Source organism: Halomarina halobia (assembly GCF_029338575.1).
GTDB classification, from domain to species: Archaea; Halobacteriota; Halobacteria; order Halobacteriales; family Haloarculaceae; genus Halomarina; species Halomarina halobia.
The window spans coordinates 286,753-301,810 of sequence record NZ_CP119993.1 but is presented as its reverse complement, the minus strand read 5'-3'; the positions used below and the strand labels follow the sequence as shown (position 1 = coordinate 301,810).

The 15,058-nt window shown below is 68.3% G+C and carries 14 protein-coding genes; 5 read left to right on the top strand and 9 right to left on the bottom strand.

The annotated features are described in order from the left end of the window. Nucleotides 1-171 carry a hypothetical protein gene (locus tag P1K31_RS16910; protein ID WP_276306489.1) on the bottom strand — a complete coding sequence of 57 codons (171 nt, stop codon included), beginning with the start codon at nucleotides 169-171 and terminating at the stop codon, nucleotides 1-3. Between P1K31_RS16910 and P1K31_RS16905 the strand changes: the two genes are divergently transcribed. Both P1K31_RS16905 and P1K31_RS16900 read left to right on the top strand, forming a co-directional pair. Then, the gene (locus tag P1K31_RS16905; protein WP_276306488.1) at nucleotides 170-838 is read left to right on the top strand and encodes an enoyl-CoA hydratase/isomerase family protein; all 669 of its coding nucleotides are present in this window, start codon (nucleotides 170-172) and stop codon (nucleotides 836-838) included. The genes P1K31_RS16910 and P1K31_RS16905 overlap by 2 nt on opposite strands. Next, complete coding sequence (locus P1K31_RS16900; RefSeq protein ID WP_276306487.1) at nucleotides 828-2,522, top strand: AMP-binding protein; 1,695 nt, start codon at nucleotides 828-830, stop codon at nucleotides 2,520-2,522. Before P1K31_RS16905 ends, P1K31_RS16900 begins: the two co-directional genes overlap by 11 nt. A 1-nt stretch (nucleotide 2,523) precedes the next feature. Here P1K31_RS16900 and P1K31_RS16895 read toward each other — a convergent pair whose 3' ends face one another. The 3 genes from P1K31_RS16895 to P1K31_RS16885 form a co-directional block, all read right to left on the bottom strand. Next, entirely contained in the window at nucleotides 2,524-3,261 is a 738-nt protein-coding gene (locus P1K31_RS16895) for an SDR family NAD(P)-dependent oxidoreductase (RefSeq protein ID WP_276306486.1), read from the bottom strand. Between the two features lie 29 nt (nucleotides 3,262-3,290). Then, nucleotides 3,291-4,523, bottom strand: a complete 1,233-nt coding sequence (locus tag P1K31_RS16890) for an MFS transporter (RefSeq protein ID WP_276306485.1) — start codon at nucleotides 4,521-4,523, stop codon at nucleotides 3,291-3,293. A 257-nt stretch (nucleotides 4,524-4,780) separates the two neighbouring features. After that, a complete protein-coding gene (locus tag P1K31_RS16885; protein WP_276306484.1) occupies nucleotides 4,781-5,932 on the bottom strand; it encodes an acyl-CoA dehydrogenase family protein in 1,152 nt (383 codons plus the stop codon). Nucleotides 5,933-6,053: 121 nt separating this feature from the next. Between P1K31_RS16885 and P1K31_RS16880 the strand changes: the two genes are divergently transcribed. From P1K31_RS16880 to P1K31_RS16870, 3 genes are read left to right on the top strand one after another with little or no spacing between them, the layout of a single operon-like run. After that, entirely contained in the window at nucleotides 6,054-7,598 is a 1,545-nt protein-coding gene (locus P1K31_RS16880; protein ID WP_276306483.1) for a class I adenylate-forming enzyme family protein, read from the top strand. Further along, nucleotides 7,595-8,593 (top strand): LLM class flavin-dependent oxidoreductase, encoded by a 999-nt coding sequence (locus tag P1K31_RS16875; protein ID WP_276306482.1) that lies wholly within the window; start codon nucleotides 7,595-7,597, stop codon nucleotides 8,591-8,593. The genes P1K31_RS16880 and P1K31_RS16875 overlap by 4 nt, the downstream gene beginning before the upstream one ends. Beyond that, on the top strand, nucleotides 8,590-10,251 hold the full coding sequence (locus P1K31_RS16870) for a class I adenylate-forming enzyme family protein (protein WP_276306481.1): 1,662 nt from the start codon (nucleotides 8,590-8,592) through the stop codon (nucleotides 10,249-10,251). Before P1K31_RS16875 ends, P1K31_RS16870 begins: the two co-directional genes overlap by 4 nt. A 12-nt stretch (nucleotides 10,252-10,263) precedes the next feature. Here the strand turns inward: P1K31_RS16870 and P1K31_RS16865 are convergent, their stop codons facing one another. The 5 genes from P1K31_RS16865 to P1K31_RS16845 are packed head-to-tail and all read right to left on the bottom strand — an operon-like array spanning nucleotide 10,264 to nucleotide 15,011. Continuing rightward, nucleotides 10,264-10,971: an ABC transporter ATP-binding protein gene (locus tag P1K31_RS16865; protein WP_276306480.1), complete on the bottom strand. Its 708-nt coding sequence runs from the start codon at nucleotides 10,969-10,971 to the stop codon at nucleotides 10,264-10,266. Then, entirely contained in the window at nucleotides 10,971-11,726 is a 756-nt protein-coding gene (locus P1K31_RS16860) for an ABC transporter ATP-binding protein (protein ID WP_276306479.1), read from the bottom strand. The genes P1K31_RS16865 and P1K31_RS16860 overlap by 1 nt, the downstream gene beginning before the upstream one ends. A 1-nt stretch (nucleotide 11,727) precedes the next feature. Further along, the gene (locus tag P1K31_RS16855) at nucleotides 11,728-12,789 is read right to left on the bottom strand and encodes a branched-chain amino acid ABC transporter permease (RefSeq protein ID WP_276306478.1); all 1,062 of its coding nucleotides are present in this window, start codon (nucleotides 12,787-12,789) and stop codon (nucleotides 11,728-11,730) included. Further along, nucleotides 12,786-13,682: a branched-chain amino acid ABC transporter permease gene (locus P1K31_RS16850; RefSeq protein WP_276306477.1), complete on the bottom strand. Its 897-nt coding sequence runs from the start codon at nucleotides 13,680-13,682 to the stop codon at nucleotides 12,786-12,788. The genes P1K31_RS16855 and P1K31_RS16850 overlap by 4 nt, the downstream gene beginning before the upstream one ends. Before the next feature lie 60 nt (nucleotides 13,683-13,742). Beyond that, a complete protein-coding gene (locus tag P1K31_RS16845; protein WP_276306476.1) occupies nucleotides 13,743-15,011 on the bottom strand; it encodes an ABC transporter substrate-binding protein in 1,269 nt (422 codons plus the stop codon). Nucleotides 15,012-15,058: the final 47 nt, after the last annotated feature.

Here is a 15,058-nt window from a genome sequence, read left to right as displayed (position 1 = left end):
TTAACTGTTGGCGCGCCGCGCGTCGCACCCGTGGAACCCCGCTCCCCGCTCGACCGGTTCGCGCTCGAGGCCGCGATGCGCGACGTCGCACCTCGCCAGCGCGACGCCCCCGTGATCCCGTGATCCATCGCGCCAGTAGAGGTAAGGGACCTCGCGCAGAGTGGGATCCATGGTTGCAGTGGACACGGACGCGGTCGTGACCTCCGTGGAGGACGGTCTCGTCAGCGTCGAACTGAACCGCCCGGAGAAGCTGAACGCGCTGACACCCGAGATGATCGACGGACTGCACGGCGCGTTCACCGAGCTGAACGAGGACCCCCCGGCGGCCGTCCTCCTCGCGGGCCGGGGCCGCGCGACGTGTGCCGGTATGGACGTCGAGATCGTCTCGCAGGACTACGAGACCGACTTCGCGGACGTCGACGCGCTCGCGCAGGAGCTGTACGCCCTCGTCGAGGAGCTCCCCTGTCCGGTGGCGATGGCGGCCCGCGGCGCCCTCGTCGGAATGGGGTTCGTCGTCTCGCTCTCCTGTGACTTCCTCGTCGTCGGCGAGGGGACGACGCTCTCCGTGCCCGAGGTCAAGTACGACATCGCCTCCGAACGGACGGCGCGGCGGCTCCCCGAACTCGTCGGTCACCGCCCGGCCGCCGAGCTCCTGCTGACGGGGGAGCCGATATCGCCGGCTCGGGCGCACGAACTCGGCCTCGCGAACGCCGTCGTCCCGAGCGATGAGGTGGATGACCGCGCCCGGGCGCTGCTCGCGTCGATAACGGAGCACGACCGGGAGACGGTCACGGAGCTGTGCTCGCTGCTCCGCGGGGGGGAATCGAATGGTCGCTGATCGCGACGCGTCGTACGTCGCCGACGCCGACGCCTGGCCCGAGGGGCTCCCCCGGACGCTTCCCTTTCCACGGGGGCGGCGTCCCGGCCACGAGTGCCTGCGGGCGCAGGCGACGGAGCGACCGAACGCGCCGGCGGTGACCTTCTACGGACGGACGCTCACGTGGGGGGAACTCGACGCGCACGTCGACGGCTTCGCCGCGGCCCTCGAGGGGCGCGGACACGGTCTCGGCGACGTCTGTGCGCTCTACCTCCAGAACTCCCCGCAGTTCCTCGTCGCCTACCACGGCGCCCACCGCGCCGGGCTCGTCGCGACGCCGGTGAACCCCCAGTCGAAGACCCCCGCGCTCCGGCGACAGTTGGCCGACAGCGGCGCCGAGGTGATCGTCGCTCACACCGATCTGTTGACGACGGTGCGGGAGGCGACCGCCGCCTCGGGCCCCGACGACGTGATCGCCGCCGAGTACCGCGCGTTCGCCGATCCGTCGTCGTCGTCGATCCCGGTTCACCCGGTCGTGACCGACGAGCCGTCAGCCCCCGGGGACCTAGAGACGGTGGCCGATCTCTCCGCGACCGGGGGAACGCCGTCGGAGGACGGTCCGACCCTCGGCGATCGGGCGCTCCTCCAGTACACCGGCGGGACGACCGGCCTCCCGAAGGGGTGCGTCCACACGCACTGGAACGTCCTGTTCAAGGCGACGACGACGGCCGCCGTCCGCCGATACGACGAGTCGGACGTCCTCCTCGGCGCGATGCCGACGTTCCACGTCGCCGGAAAGCAGCGGTACTGCGACGCCCCTCCGGTGGCCGGCTGTCACGTCGTCCTCCTCGCCCGGTACGCCCCGGAGGCCGTCCTCGCGGCCGTCGATACGTACGGGGTGACCTCGACGTGGTTGGCCGTCCCCGCGGTCGAGGAGCTACTGTCGCACCCCGAGCTCGACGCGTACGACCTCACGTCGCTGTCCGCCAACCGGGGCTTCACGAACTGTTCCAGTTTCGGAACGATGCTCACGCGCGATCTGAGCGACGACTGGGAGGCGGCGACCGGCTCGATCCTCCAGGAATCGGGCTACGGGCTGACGGAGACGCACACGACCGACACGCACACGTTCGGGACCGATCGCGTCGAACCGGGGTTCGTCGGTCTGCCCTGCTACGGCGTGGACGTGGAGATACGGGACGTCGAGACGGGGGAGGCGCTTCCGCCGGGCGAACGGGGCGAGATAGTCGTCTCGACGCCCGCGACGATGGTCGAGTACCACGGCCGGCCAGACGAGACGGCGGCGGTCCTCGACCCCGACGGCGCTCTCCACACCGGCGACGTCGGGTTGGTGACCGAGGAGGGGTACCTCTACTTCCTCGGCCGGCGGAAGGACGCGATCAAGGTATCCGGCCACACCGTCGCGCCCCGGGAGGTCGAACTGGTCGTGGAGGCGTGTCCCGGCGTCGCCGACGCCGTCGTCGTCGGTGCGCCCCACGAGCGGCGCGGCGCCGTCCTCGAAGCGCACGTCGTCCCGGCCGACGGGACGGTGACGGAGGCGGAGATCCTGGACTACGTCGCCCCACTGCTCGCGGAGTTCAAGCGACCGAGGCGGGTCGTCTTCCGGGAGTCGTTTCCACGTACCGACGTCGGGAAGGTCGACCGGGCCGGCTACTACGAGACGCTCCCGGACGGCTACGAGTGAGTCAGCGCATCAGTTGCCCGCCGTTGACGTGAGCCGTCTCGCCGGTGACGTACCGGGCGTCCCGGAGGTAGGCGGCCGCCGTCGCGACGTCCTCGGGTCGGCCGAGGCGACCGACGGGAATCGCCTCCCTCCGGCGCTCCTTGTCCGCCTCCGAGTTGTTCGCGTCCGTCATGTCGGTCACGACGTACCCCGGAGCGACGGCGTTGACGCGAACGGCGGGTGCGAACGCGCGGGCGAGGCTCTTCGTGAGGGCGACGATGGCGGCCTTCGACGCGGCGTAGTGACACTCGTAGTCCGCGCCGTCGAAGGCGAGCCGGGAGGAGAGGTTGACGATCGACCCCTCGCGGTCCGGGTGCTGTCGAAGGTGGGGGAGCGCCGCCTTGCTGACCGCGAACGCGCTGTTGACGTTCGTGTCCATCACGCGGTCGAACCCCTCGGGCGAGAGCTCCTCCGGGTAGCGGTGCTCGTTGACGCCGGCGTTGTTGACGACGTGCGCGACGTCGCCGAAGCGCTCGACGGTGGCCTCGATCAGCGCGCTCGCGGCTGCCGGGTCGCTCACGTCGGCCTGCAGTGCGGCGGCGGCGCTGTCGGTCGTCTCGCGGACCTCCGCCGCGGCGGCCACCGCGGCGTCGGCGCTGCGCCGGTAGTTGATAGCGACGTCGTACCCGTCGCGCGCGTACTGGATCGCGATGGCGCGCCCGATCCCCCGGGCGCCACCGGTGATGACGGCTGCTGGCATGGACGACCGATCCGTAGCGGGCGACGGTACTAACTGTTCGGGCGAGCGGCGAGGGCCGGTAGACCGAGGCTCCAGAGGACCGCCAGGAACATGCATCCGCCCAGAAACAGGAACGCGCCGTCGAAGTGACCGGCGTCCGCGAGTACGCCGACGGCGACGGATCCGAGCGATCCCACGAGGAGATAGACCGTCCGCAGTAGTCCAAGCCCGGAGGAGCGCACCTCCTCGGGGAGCGTGCCGATCGTGTAGGAGAAGGCGATCGGCCAGAAGCCGAGTTGGGCGCTCGACAGCACGGAGAGGACGGCGAGCGAAGCGACGTCGTCGGTGAACGGAAGCAAGAGGATGAGCCCCCCGCTCACGCCGACGAGCAGCGGGATGAGGCGGTGGGGCGGGTACCGGTCGCCGAGATTGCCGAACGCGACCTGCGCGAGGATGCCGCCCGCGAAGAAGGCGCCGTAGAGCGTCGCGGCGACGTCCTCGCTTAGCGACTTCACCTCGACGTAGTACGTCGGCAGGAACGCCGTGAACCCCTGATAGACGAAGAACACGACCATCATGACGACCGTCGCCCGCACCACCGTCGAGTCGCGCATGGCACGTAGCACGAGCCGACCGTCACCGCGGACCGTCCGCTCACCGCCGCTCCGCTCGAGGTCGGCCGGGACGACGACCCAGACGGCGGCGGTCGTGGCGACGAACAACGGGAGCGCGAACGCGAAGCCGTTTCGCCAGCCGAACGCGACGGCGACGGCGGTCGCGACGACCGGGAGAACGGCCGTACCGACGTTGCCGGCGGCGGACGTGATACCGATGGCGGTCCCGTCACGCTCGGGAAAGATCGTCGAGAGCACCGTCACGCGGGGCGTCCCGTAGAGCCCGGTTCCGAGCCCGAACAGACCGACGCCGACGACGAAGGCGACGAACAGGGGTGCGACAGTCATGAGCAGAACGCCGAGGCCCGTAAACAGGAGGCCGAGGAACAGCACCGCCCGACCGCCGGCCCTGTCCGCTAGCACGCCGCCGGGGAACTGCATGAGGGCCGCGACCACTAACAGTAACGTGAACAGCGACCCGCCTACCGTGTGACCGAGACCGAACTCCGCGCTGATCCGGGGCAGCAGGGTCGGAATGACCAGTCGAACGCCGAGGACGAGGAGCCACCCGAACGCGACGGTCGTCAGGACGCGACCGCTAGCGCCGGCGAACATCGTGACGCGAAGCCGCCGAAGCGCGTCCAGTGGACGGTGAAGGGGACGAGACACACGCGTCACTGTCGCGTCTCGTCGCATGAATCTTTTGACGACACCTGATGATCGTGCGGGTGGTTAGCGCAAAACGCTGTTTGGGAACGCCAGGTCGGGGGACGTCGAAATAACACCCTAAGGTCGTTATTTCTCTCGGCAGTTCGCTCACGTGCCGGGGAGTGAACCAGATCCTGATCTGGATGTCCCGGTCGTCGCCGTCGATAGGGCCTCCGCTACGGGGCGTTGGTACGCTCGGAGAGGGGGAGTATCGCCGTCTACTCGTACAGTTGATTGCTGATGACGATGCGATTGACCTCGTTGGTCCCCTCGTAGATCTGCATCCCCTTGGCGACGCGCATGTAGCGCTCGACGGGGTAGTCCTTCGAGTAGCCGCGCGACCCGTGGATCTGGACGGCCTCGGTCGCGGCGTCCATGGCGACGTCCGTCGCCTTGGTCTTCGCCATCGCCGCCTCCCGGGTGACGCGCTGGCCGCGGTCGCGCTCGGCGGCGGCGTGGAGCGTCAGGAGGCGGGCGGCCTCGACCTCCGTGGCCATGTCGGCGAGCTTGAACCCGATACCCTGGAACTCGCGGATGGGCCTGCCGAACTGCTCGCGCTCGTCGGCGAACGCCCGGCTCGCCTCGAAGGCCGCCTGCGCGACCCCGACGCCCTGCGCCGCCGTTCCGATCCGCCCGATGTCGAGGCCCTCCATGATGTATCTGAACCCCTTGCCCTCCTCGCCCACGAGGTTCTCGACGGGAACCCGAACGTCGTCGTACCGGATCTCGCTCTCGACCGCCGCCTCCCCCTCCATACAGGGGATGTCACGGACAACCTCGACGCCGTCGCGCTCCAGCGGGTTCGGGACGCCGATGAGGCTCAGTCCCCGGTAGTCGTCGTACTCGTTCGTCCGGGCGACGACGAGGATGAGGTCGGCGACGGCACCGTTCGTCGTCCACACCTTGTGGCCGTCGATGACCCACTCGTCGCCGTCCCGTTCGGCGGTCGTCCGGAGGCTCCCGGCGTCGCTGCCGGCCTCCGGTTCGGTGAGCGAGAGCGCGGCGATCGACCGGCCGGTGGCCAGTTCGCCGAGCCACTCCTCGCGCTGCCACTCGCTCCCGAACTCGTTCAGCGGGTAGCCGACGAGACAGCACGCCCCGGAGACGGTTCCAGCCAGGAGTTTCCACGACCGGGCCAGTTCCTCGACGGTGATGGCGAACGATCGGTAGTCCTCGTCCGCACCGCCGTACTCGGCGGGAAACGGGACGCCGTGGAGGCCGGCCTCGCCGACCGCCTCGACGATCTCGCGGGGAAACGTTCCGGACGACTCGTGCGCTTCGACGTGGGGATCGACGTGCTCCTCGCAGAACTCGCGAACCGCGGTGCGCTGCTCTCTGTGCTCGTCGCCGAGCTCGAAATGGGTGATCATGGTGTTCTGAAGTCGGGTGCGGTCCTCGGGCGTCCCTCGGAGCGCGAGAACATAACATTCACGGGGGCGACACCCTCGGTACCCAGTAACACTATTACGGCTGAATTCGATCGTAGGGCGTATGGGACACCCGACCGTTCGAGAGTTACTCGCCCAGTGTGCGGCGAGCGTCCCCGAGGCGACGGCCCTTCGAGACCCCTCGGTCGACGCGTCGCTCACCTACGCCGAGTGGGACGAGCTGACCACCCGCGTCGCCAACGGACTGCTCGACGCCGGCGTCGGCCCCGACGATCACCTCTCGATCATGACCAAGGACTCCGTCGAGATGATGACGCTCCTCTTCGCGGCGCTCGAGATCAACGTCACGGTCAATCCGGTCAGTTACCGTGCGCCCGCAGGGCGGCTCTCGTACGTTCTCGACCACGCGGCGTCCGACGCGCTCGCGTTCGACGCGGCGAGCGGCGAGACCGTCCGCTCGCTCGCCCCGGACGAGCTCCCCCCGATCACCATCGCCGTCGAGGGCGGTGTCGAGGGGGTGGACCACACGTTCGACGACCTGACCGACTCCTCCCCCGAGTCACCGCACGTACCGCTCACCGAAGACGATCCGGCGCTGCTCCTCTACACGTCCGGCACGACCGGCAAGCCCAAGGGCGTCCGTCACACGCACCGGAACGTCGTCGAGGCGGATCTGCTGTGTCTCCCGTTCAACCGCCTCCGGCCGAGCGACACGAACGTCGCGCTCGGCCCGCTCTATCACGTCGGTCCTCTGCTCGCGAACTTCATGCCGGCGCTCCACGTCGGCGCGACCAACGTCATCCAGCGCGACTTCGACCCGGCGGTGACGCTCGACTACATCGAGCGGGAGGGCGTCACCTCCATGTGGGGCGTCCCGACGCACTTCAACGCTATTCTCAACGAGGGGTCCATCGACGAACGGGACACCGACGGCGTCCGCATGATCCAGTACTCCGGCTCCGCGATGCCCCCCGAGGTCGTCCGGCGGTGTCGGGAGCACTTCCCGGGGGTCGACTTCGTCAACGCGTACGGGACGACCGAGATTATCTTCGCGACCGTGATCTACCCCGAGGAGCACGACGATCACCTGGGGAGCATCGGCCGCGCGGTGCCAAACGCCGAGGTGCGGCTGGTCGACCCGGACGATCCCGTCCCGCGGAAGTCGGTCCCCCGGGGGGAAGTCGGCGAGATACTGGTGAAGACGCCGACGTGCATGGAGGGCTACTGGCGGGCGCCCGAGAAGACGGAACGGGCCACGGTCGACGGGTGGTATCGGACCGGCGACCTCGGCCGCCGCGACGAAGCGGGGTTCGTCTACTTCGTCGATCGTAAGGACAGCATGATCGTCAGCGGCGGCGAGAACATCTACCCCGCGGAGGTCGAGAACGTCCTCCACGAGCACGACGGCGTCGACTCGGTCGCCGTCGTCGGTGCGCCCGACGAGGAGTGGGGCGAAGTCGTGACGGCGTTCGTCGTCCGTTCGACCCCCGACGTGACCCGGGAGGACCTCGAGAGGCACGTCCTCGAGTCGGACGACATCGAGGACTTCAAACGCCCCCGTCGTTACGTCTTCCGCTCCGAGCTGCCGAAGACGGAGAGCGGGAAGATAGCGCGGCAGACGCTGGTAGAGGAGGTCACCGCCGGATGACGTTCGAGTATCCGCGGACCGGCCTCGTCCTCCCCGAGTACGCGGCCGTCGAGGACGACTGGCTCGTCGACTTCGCGGTGCGAGCGGCCGACGCGGGCTTCGACTCCGTCTGGTGCGGCGAGGGCTGGGGATACAACCCCTTCCAACTGCTCGCACGCGTCGGCGAACGGACCGACGTCTGCCTCGGCACCTGTATCGCGAACGTGTTCGCGCGCAGTCCGACGGCGCTCGCGGCGAACGCGCTCGCCCTTCACGACCTCACGGGCGGGCGGTTCGTCCTCGGACTCGGAACGAGCACGCCACAGGTCGTCGAGGCGTTCCACGGCGGCTCGTTCGAGCGTCCGCTCCGCCGCCTCCGCGAGACCATCGAGATCGTCGATCTCGCGCTCTCGGGCGAGCGCATCGACTACGACGGCGAGGTGTTCTCGCTGCGCGGCTTCGCGCTCAACCACGCCGACGGCGACGAGGTGCCGATCTTCAACGCCGCGCTCGGCCCGACGAACGTGGCGCTCACGATCGACTTCGCCGACGGCCTGCTCCCCCACGTGATGCCGCTTCCGGCGCTCGAATCGGTCATCGCCCGGGGGGAGGAGCGCGCCCACTCCGCCGCGAACCTCCACGTCTCGCCGTCCGTCCCGACGAGCGTGAGCGCCGATCCGGCGGAGGCCGAGCGCGTCCTCGCGAAGCACGTCGCGTACTACGCCGGCTCGACCGACTTCTACAACGACGTCATCGCCTCGAACGGCTTCCGCGATGAGGCCGAGGCCATCCGATCGGCGTGGCGCGGCGGCGACACCGAGGGGGCCGCGGCGGCGGTCTCCCGCGACCTCGTGGACGCCGTCGGCATCGCGGGCACGCCGGACGACGCTCGCGAGCGAGTGCGCGAACTGCTCGACGGTACCGTCGACACGGCGCTCCTGTCGTTCCCCCAGGGGGCGACGGACGAGATGTTCGAACTGGCGCTGGAGGCGCTCCCGGAGGAGGAGCGGCCGTGACCGGGTTCGGCGCGGACACCGTCCGCTGGACCGACGGTCGAGTCCACCACGACGCGGACCGGTTCCCCATCGAGCGGATCGAACGCGACGGACACGACGTCTACGGATACGTCGACCGGCCGGACTCGCTCGACGCCATGCTCCGCCGGGCGGTCGCGACCGCCCCGGACCGCGAGGCGTTCGTCTATCCCGATCGGGGGGTTCGCGTCACCTACCGCGAGTTCGACGAGCGCGTCGACCGCCTCGCCGCGGGGCTGGCCGCGAACGGCGTCGAACCGGGCGACGTCGTCTCGGTCCTCCTGTCGAACCGGCCGGAGTTCGCCGAGACGTTCTTCGCGTGTGCGCGCGGCGGTGTCGTCTCGGCACCGATCAACACCCGCGTCTCGCCGCGCGAGTTCGGGTACCTGCTGGGCGACGCCGACCCGGCGTGCGTCGTCACCGAGGAGTCCTTCGAGGCGCTGCTCGACTCCCCGGACTGCGGCACCGACATCCCGCCGATCCTCGTCGATTCCGATCGAGGGCGTCCGTACGCGGACCCGTCGATCGAGGAGACGCCGCCGTCGGTCCCGACGGCGGCCGACGACCCGGCGAGCCTCCTCTACACGTCGGGGACGACGGGCGAACCGAAGGGGTGCGTCGCCGAGCACTTCCACCTCGTCAACGGCGCGCTGAACTACCGCACGTGCTTCGACACCGGCGACGGCCTCAGAACGCTCGTCACCGTCCCGCTGTTTCACGTCGCCGGCCTCGTCGCGAACCTCCTCCACACCGTCGCGAACGCGGGGACGACGGTCGTTCTCGACGGGAGCGATCCCGAACGGTTCCTGCGGACGATCGAGGACGAGCGGATCGAGTTCGTCCTCGGCGTCCCGACCAACTACGTCCTCGCGATGGAGCGGGCCGACCCGACCGCCTACGACCTCTCGTCGTGGCGGATCGCCGCGTACGGCGGCGCGCCGATGCCCGCCGATTCCATCGGACGGCTCCGCGACGCGTTTCCGGGCGTCGCCCTGTGCGACGCCTACGGAACGACCGAGACGGTCGGCGGACTCGTAACGATGTGCCCGGACGAACGCACCGACGACTACGCCCACACCATCGGGCTCCCGACGCCGCCGGTGGAGCTGGCCGTCGTCGACGACGAGCGCGAGCCGCTCGGGCCGAACGCCGTCGGCGAACTCGCCGTGCGGGGGCCCATCGTCGTACAGGAGTACCTGAACCGGCCGGCGGCGACCGAATCGGCGTTCGACGGCGGCTGGTACTTCACCGGCGACCTCGCCAGCGTAACGGAGGCGGGGTTCGTCGAACTCAAGGGACGGAGCCGGGACAAGATCGTGCGGGGCGGCGAGAACATCTACGCGCTCGACGTCGAGGAGGTGCTCGTCGTCCACGACGGCGTGCTAGAGGCGAGCGTGACGAGCTTCCCCGACGCCGTGCTCGGCGAACGGGTACTCGCGGCCGTCGTCCCGAAACCGGGCGTCAGGCTCACCGAGGACGCCCTGTGGGAGCACTGCCTGGAGAACCTCGCGGACTACAAGGTGCCGGAACTGTTCCGCATCCTCGATGAACTGCCGAAGAACCCCGGCGGGAAGGTGCTGAAGGCGGACATCGTCCCGGAGCCGCTCAAGTACGGCATCCGGGCCGGAACGAGCGAGTAGCTGACCGTCGCGCTACTCGGTCCCGACGTTCGCGACGGAGAGGTACCGACCGATGAGATCGTCGCGGGACTGTAGTTCCTCTATCGTTCCATCCCACTCCACCCGTCCCCTGCTGAGCAGGAACGCTCGGTCGGCGAGCGAGAAGGCGAAGTTCGTGTTCTGCTCGGCCAGGAGGACCGTGATTCCGGTCTCGATGACGTTTTCGAGGAGCGTCTCGAGGTCCTCGACGATCGTCGGTGCGAGCCCCTCGCTCGGTTCGTCGAGCAACAGCAGGTCGGGGTCGGTCACCAGCGCGCGGGCGATAGTCAGCATCTGCTGTTGGCCGCCGCTGAGCTGGCCGCCGAGTCGGTGAGCGTGCTCCTCGAGCGCGGGAAACAGCTCGAAGGCCCGCTCGACCGACCAGTCGGAGTCCCGGTCCAGGACGACGTTCAGGTTGTCCTCGACGGACAGCTCCGGGAACACCCGTCGGTCCTCGGGGACGTAGCCGATACCGCGGCGAGCGATTCGGTAGGGTTCGAGCCCGTCGATGCGCTCGCCCTCGAAGCGTATCGTTCCGTCGCGGGGAGGCGTTAGCCCGATGACGCTCCGGAGGGTGGTCGTCTTTCCGGCACCGTTGCGGCCGAGCAGCGCGACGATCTCGCCCCGTTCGACGTCGAGGGAGACGCCGTGAAGTACGTGGCTCTGTCCGTAGTAGGTGTGGACCCCCCGAACCTCGAGCATCAGACACCACCTCCGAGATACGCGCGCTGAACGCGCTCGTCCCGCCGTATCTCCTCCGGGGTCCCGTCCGCGATGACGCGCCCCCGATCGAGAACGAGGATGCGGTCCGCGATGGAGAAGATGATGTCGATGTCGTGTTCGGTGACGAAGAAGGACATGTCGGTCTCCCCGTCGAGTCGCCGGACGAGGTCGACCATCCGCTCCGTCTCCGTCGGGTTCATCCCGGCCGTCGGCTCGTCGAGGAGGACGAGGTGGGGGTCCGTCGCGAGGACGATACCGATCTCGACGCGCCGCTTGTCCCCGTAGGACAGTTCCGTGCAGACCAGTTCGGCGATGTCCTCGAGTCCGACGAGGTCGAGCACCCGTTCGGTCTCCTCGGCGACGCCACCCGCAGCACTTGCGCGTCCCAGCGGATTCCAGCGATGCTCCGAGCGCGCGATGACCGGCGCGCGGATGTTCTCGCGGACGGTCAGACCCTCGAAGATGTTCGTCACCTGGAACGACCGGCCGATACCCCGGTGGGCTCGATCCGCGGGGGACTCGTTCGTGACGTCTCGCCCGTCGAACCGGATGTGCCCCGACGTCGGCGCTAGCCTCCCGGTGATCAGGTTGTACAGCGTGGTCTTTCCGGCACCGTTCGGACCGATGAGCGCCGTGAGACCGTCGCGGTCGATACCCCAGGTGACGTCGTCGACGGCGACCAGTTCGCCGAACTTCTTCGTCACGCCGTCGAGTTCGAGCAGTGGCGCTCCCATCTCAGTCGTCCTCCGGTGGCGCGTCGCTCGCGGCGTCCGTTTCCCCGTTCCGCCCCAGGAGCGACCGTACCGGTGTCCCGCCGTCACCCGTGACGAGCCCGACGAGTCCGCCGGGCACGAACAGGACGATGGGTACCAGCACGAGGCCGAGGCCGATCTGCCAGAACTCGGTGATGCCCGTCAGCCATTCCTCGAGGAAGACGAACATGAACGCGCCGATGGCGGGGCCGAAGAACGACGACGGCCCCCCTAACAGCGTGATCAGGACCGGCTCCGCGCTCATCGACCAGTGGAGCGTTCCCGGCGTGACGATGAAGTTCCGAACGGAGAACAGCACGCCGGCGATGCCGGCGAACGTTCCCGCGATGACGAACGACGAGAGCTGGTATCGCTTGACCGGGACACCGATCATCTCGGCGCGATCGGGGTTCTCGCTGATGGCGACGAGCAACGCCCCGTAGGGCGAGTGCACGATCCGCCACAGAACGGCGAGCGACAGGACGAGCAGGCTGAACGTGAGGTAGTAGAACGTCACCGTATCGAGGAAGTCGACGGTGATCCCGGCGAGCTCCAGGGGCGGCGGGCTGACGGTGATGCCGTTCGCCCCGCCGGTGACGTCGTCCCACTGATAGGCGACTTGATAGAGCATCATGTTGAATGCCAAGGTCAACATGGCGAAGTAGATCTCGCCGCGCTGGACGCACAGGAGACCGAACGCGGCCGCGCAGCTCCCCGCCACGAGGACGGCGAGAGCGGCGGCCGGGACGATCGACCCGAGGGACTCGGGTACGAGATCGAGTCGTCCGCTGAGGAGGATGCCGAGTACGTACGCCGCCACGCCGAAGTAGGCCGCGTGCCCGAACGACAGCAGACCGGTGTACCCGAACAGGAGATTGAAACTCGTCGCGAACAGCGTCAGGATCATCACCGTGATGAGCAGGCCGACGGTGTATCCGCCGAGGTAGTCCAGCGCGACCAGCGGGAGCGTCCCGAAGAGGACCAGCGCGAGCCCGATGGCGACGCGGAATCTCGACCGGAAGAGCCGCGTCGGGGCGACGTTCACGCCGCCACCTCCTTGCCGAACAGGCCGACGGGCATGCTCAACAGGACGACCGCCATCAGGACGAACGGGATGACCGGCTGGAGCGCCGGAGCGAAGAGGAACGCCAGCGAGTTGACGACGCCGATGAGTAACGCTCCCACGAACGCACCCGCGAACGACCCGAGCCCGCCGATCACGACGACGATGAACGAGTTGATGATGATGTTCTCGCCCATCGTCGGCTGGATCGTCTGATACGGGGCGGCGAGCGCGCCGCCGACGGCGGCGAGGACGCTCCCGGTGACGAACATCGCGGTGAACAGTGCGGGGACGTTCACGCCGAGAGCGTTGGCCACGTCGCGATCCTGAGCGGCCGCCCTGACCGTCTTCCCGACGCGCGTTCGCTCGAAGACGAGCCACATCGCGCCGGCGAAGGCGACCCCGACGACGATGAGAAAGAGGTTGTACGCCGGGTAGTTACTCCCGAACAGCGGGACCTGGAAGGCGAACGCCCGTGGGACGCTGATCGACCGGAAGTCCGTCCCCCAGAGGATGCGCGCCGCGTTGTCGATGACGAGTACGAGCGCGAAGGTCAGCAACAGCTGAAAGACGTGGTCGCGTTCATAGATCGGACGGATGATGAACCGCTCCATCAGGCCGCCGATGACGGCCACGAGGACCGGCGCGACGAGCACCGCCAGCCAGAAGTTGCCGTTGAAGAACGCGAGGGGGCCGCCGGCGTTCACGAGGAAGAACGTGAAGTACGCCCCCAGCATGTACAGCGATCCGTGCGCGAAGTTCAGCACCCCGAGCACGCCGAAGATGAGCGTGAGCCCCACGGCCGCCAGGAACAACAGCATCCCGTTGGCCATGCCGTTGAGGAGGGCGACGGCGATACTGTTACCGTCTACCATGGGTCGTGAGTTCCGCCCGCGTTCGCGCGACTGTCCCTGACGAACAGAGGGTTCTACTCGTCATCGGAACGTACAGTTCGGTGCCGGCGTGACGCTCTCTCCCGGAACCGGGGCCATCTCCGTGAACCCGTAAAAGTCGGCGTAGTCGACGGGGCCGACGCGTCCGGTCCAGATGTTCTCGTCGATGGCCTGGTGGTCGGCCGCCCGGATCTTCTTCGTCCCCTCCGGGGCTTCGAACTCCAGGCCCTCCAGTCCGCTCACCAGCGAATCGACGTCCGACCCCCCGCTCTGCTCGATGGCACGTAGCAGGGCGTACACGCCAGCGTAGGTCTCCTGGCCGACGTTGACCGGGATCTCGTCGTAGTCGTCGCGCCAGGCCTCGACGAACGCCCTGTTCCGCTCGGTGTCGGGATAGCGGAAGAAGTATCGATCCAGCGCGATCATCTCGACCATCTCGTCGCCCAGCGAACGGGAGACGTCGGTGATAGCGCCGCTCCCGGCGACGAACTCCGGTATCTGCTCGAAGAAGTCGTACTGCTTGGCCTGCTTGATGAAGCTGATCAGATCGCCCGCCCACAGCGACGTGTAGACGATGTCGGGGGCGGCGTCCAGCACCTTCTGGATCTCGTTCTGGTAGTCGCCCTTCCCGAACTTCGGCAGCGTCTCCGCGACGACCTCGGCGTCGGCGCGGTCCTTCATCTCCTCCTGGAACACCGCCCACGTCGCCTTACCGAAGGTGTAGTCGGGGACGATGCCCGCGATCTTCGATCCGTCGGTCATCTCCGCGGTCGTCTTCGACAGGCCAGTCGTCAACTGGTCGAGGTTCGACGCCGTTCGGAACGTCGTCGTACGACACTCCTCGCCGGTGATGGCCGGCGTCTGTGCGATGGTCGCCACCGCGAGCACGTTCTGACTGGCCGCGAACTCGGAGACCGCCTTCGCGACCGAACTGCTCCCGAACCCGAGCAGGACGTCCACGTTCTCCTGTTGGACGAGTTCCCGAGCGCGCTTGACGCCGGTGTCCGGCGACGACTCGGTGTCCTTGTGGAACACCTCGAACTCGACGTCGTTCTCCGTCGAGTTGATCTGCTTGACCGCGAGGTCCGCGCCGTCGCGCGAGGGTTTGCCGATCGTCGCGAACGGACCAGACAGCGGCACCAGATGTCCGATCTTCAGCGCCCGCGTCGACGATCCGTTACCGCCACCCCCGTCGCTGCCGTCGTTTCCGCCCCCGTCACCGTCGTTGGTACATCCCGCGAGCGCTCCGATGACGCCCGCCGAAGCAGTGCCCGTCGCTCGAAGGAACGTACGCCTCCCTATGCGTGGCATGGACAGCCATACGAAATTATGTTATTTAAAATTGTGTATTTTGTACG

Excerpts from the sequence above, each read along its gene's own strand:
- P1K31_RS16850 (WP_276306477.1), bottom strand. The coding sequence starts at position 13,682 with ATGGTAGACGGTAACAGTATCGCCGTCGCCCTCCTCAACGGCATGGCC.
- P1K31_RS16865 (WP_276306480.1), bottom strand. The coding sequence starts at position 10,971 with ATGCTCGAGGTTCGGGGGGTCCACACCTACTACGGACAGAGCCACGTA.
- P1K31_RS16875 (WP_276306482.1), top strand. The coding sequence starts at position 7,595 with ATGACGTTCGAGTATCCGCGGACCGGCCTCGTCCTCCCCGAGTACGCG.
- P1K31_RS16845 (WP_276306476.1), bottom strand. The coding sequence starts at position 15,011 with ATGCCACGCATAGGGAGGCGTACGTTCCTTCGAGCGACGGGCACTGCT.
- P1K31_RS16895 (WP_276306486.1), bottom strand. The coding sequence starts at position 3,261 with ATGCCAGCAGCCGTCATCACCGGTGGCGCCCGGGGGATCGGGCGCGCC.
- P1K31_RS16860 (WP_276306479.1), bottom strand. The coding sequence starts at position 11,726 with ATGGGAGCGCCACTGCTCGAACTCGACGGCGTGACGAAGAAGTTCGGC.
- P1K31_RS16880 (WP_276306483.1), top strand. The coding sequence starts at position 6,054 with ATGGGACACCCGACCGTTCGAGAGTTACTCGCCCAGTGTGCGGCGAGC.
- P1K31_RS16900 (WP_276306487.1), top strand. The coding sequence starts at position 828 with ATGGTCGCTGATCGCGACGCGTCGTACGTCGCCGACGCCGACGCCTGG.
- P1K31_RS16905 (WP_276306488.1), top strand. The coding sequence starts at position 170 with ATGGTTGCAGTGGACACGGACGCGGTCGTGACCTCCGTGGAGGACGGT.
- P1K31_RS16885 (WP_276306484.1), bottom strand. The coding sequence starts at position 5,932 with ATGATCACCCATTTCGAGCTCGGCGACGAGCACAGAGAGCAGCGCACC.
- P1K31_RS16910 (WP_276306489.1), bottom strand. The coding sequence starts at position 171 with ATGGATCCCACTCTGCGCGAGGTCCCTTACCTCTACTGGCGCGATGGA.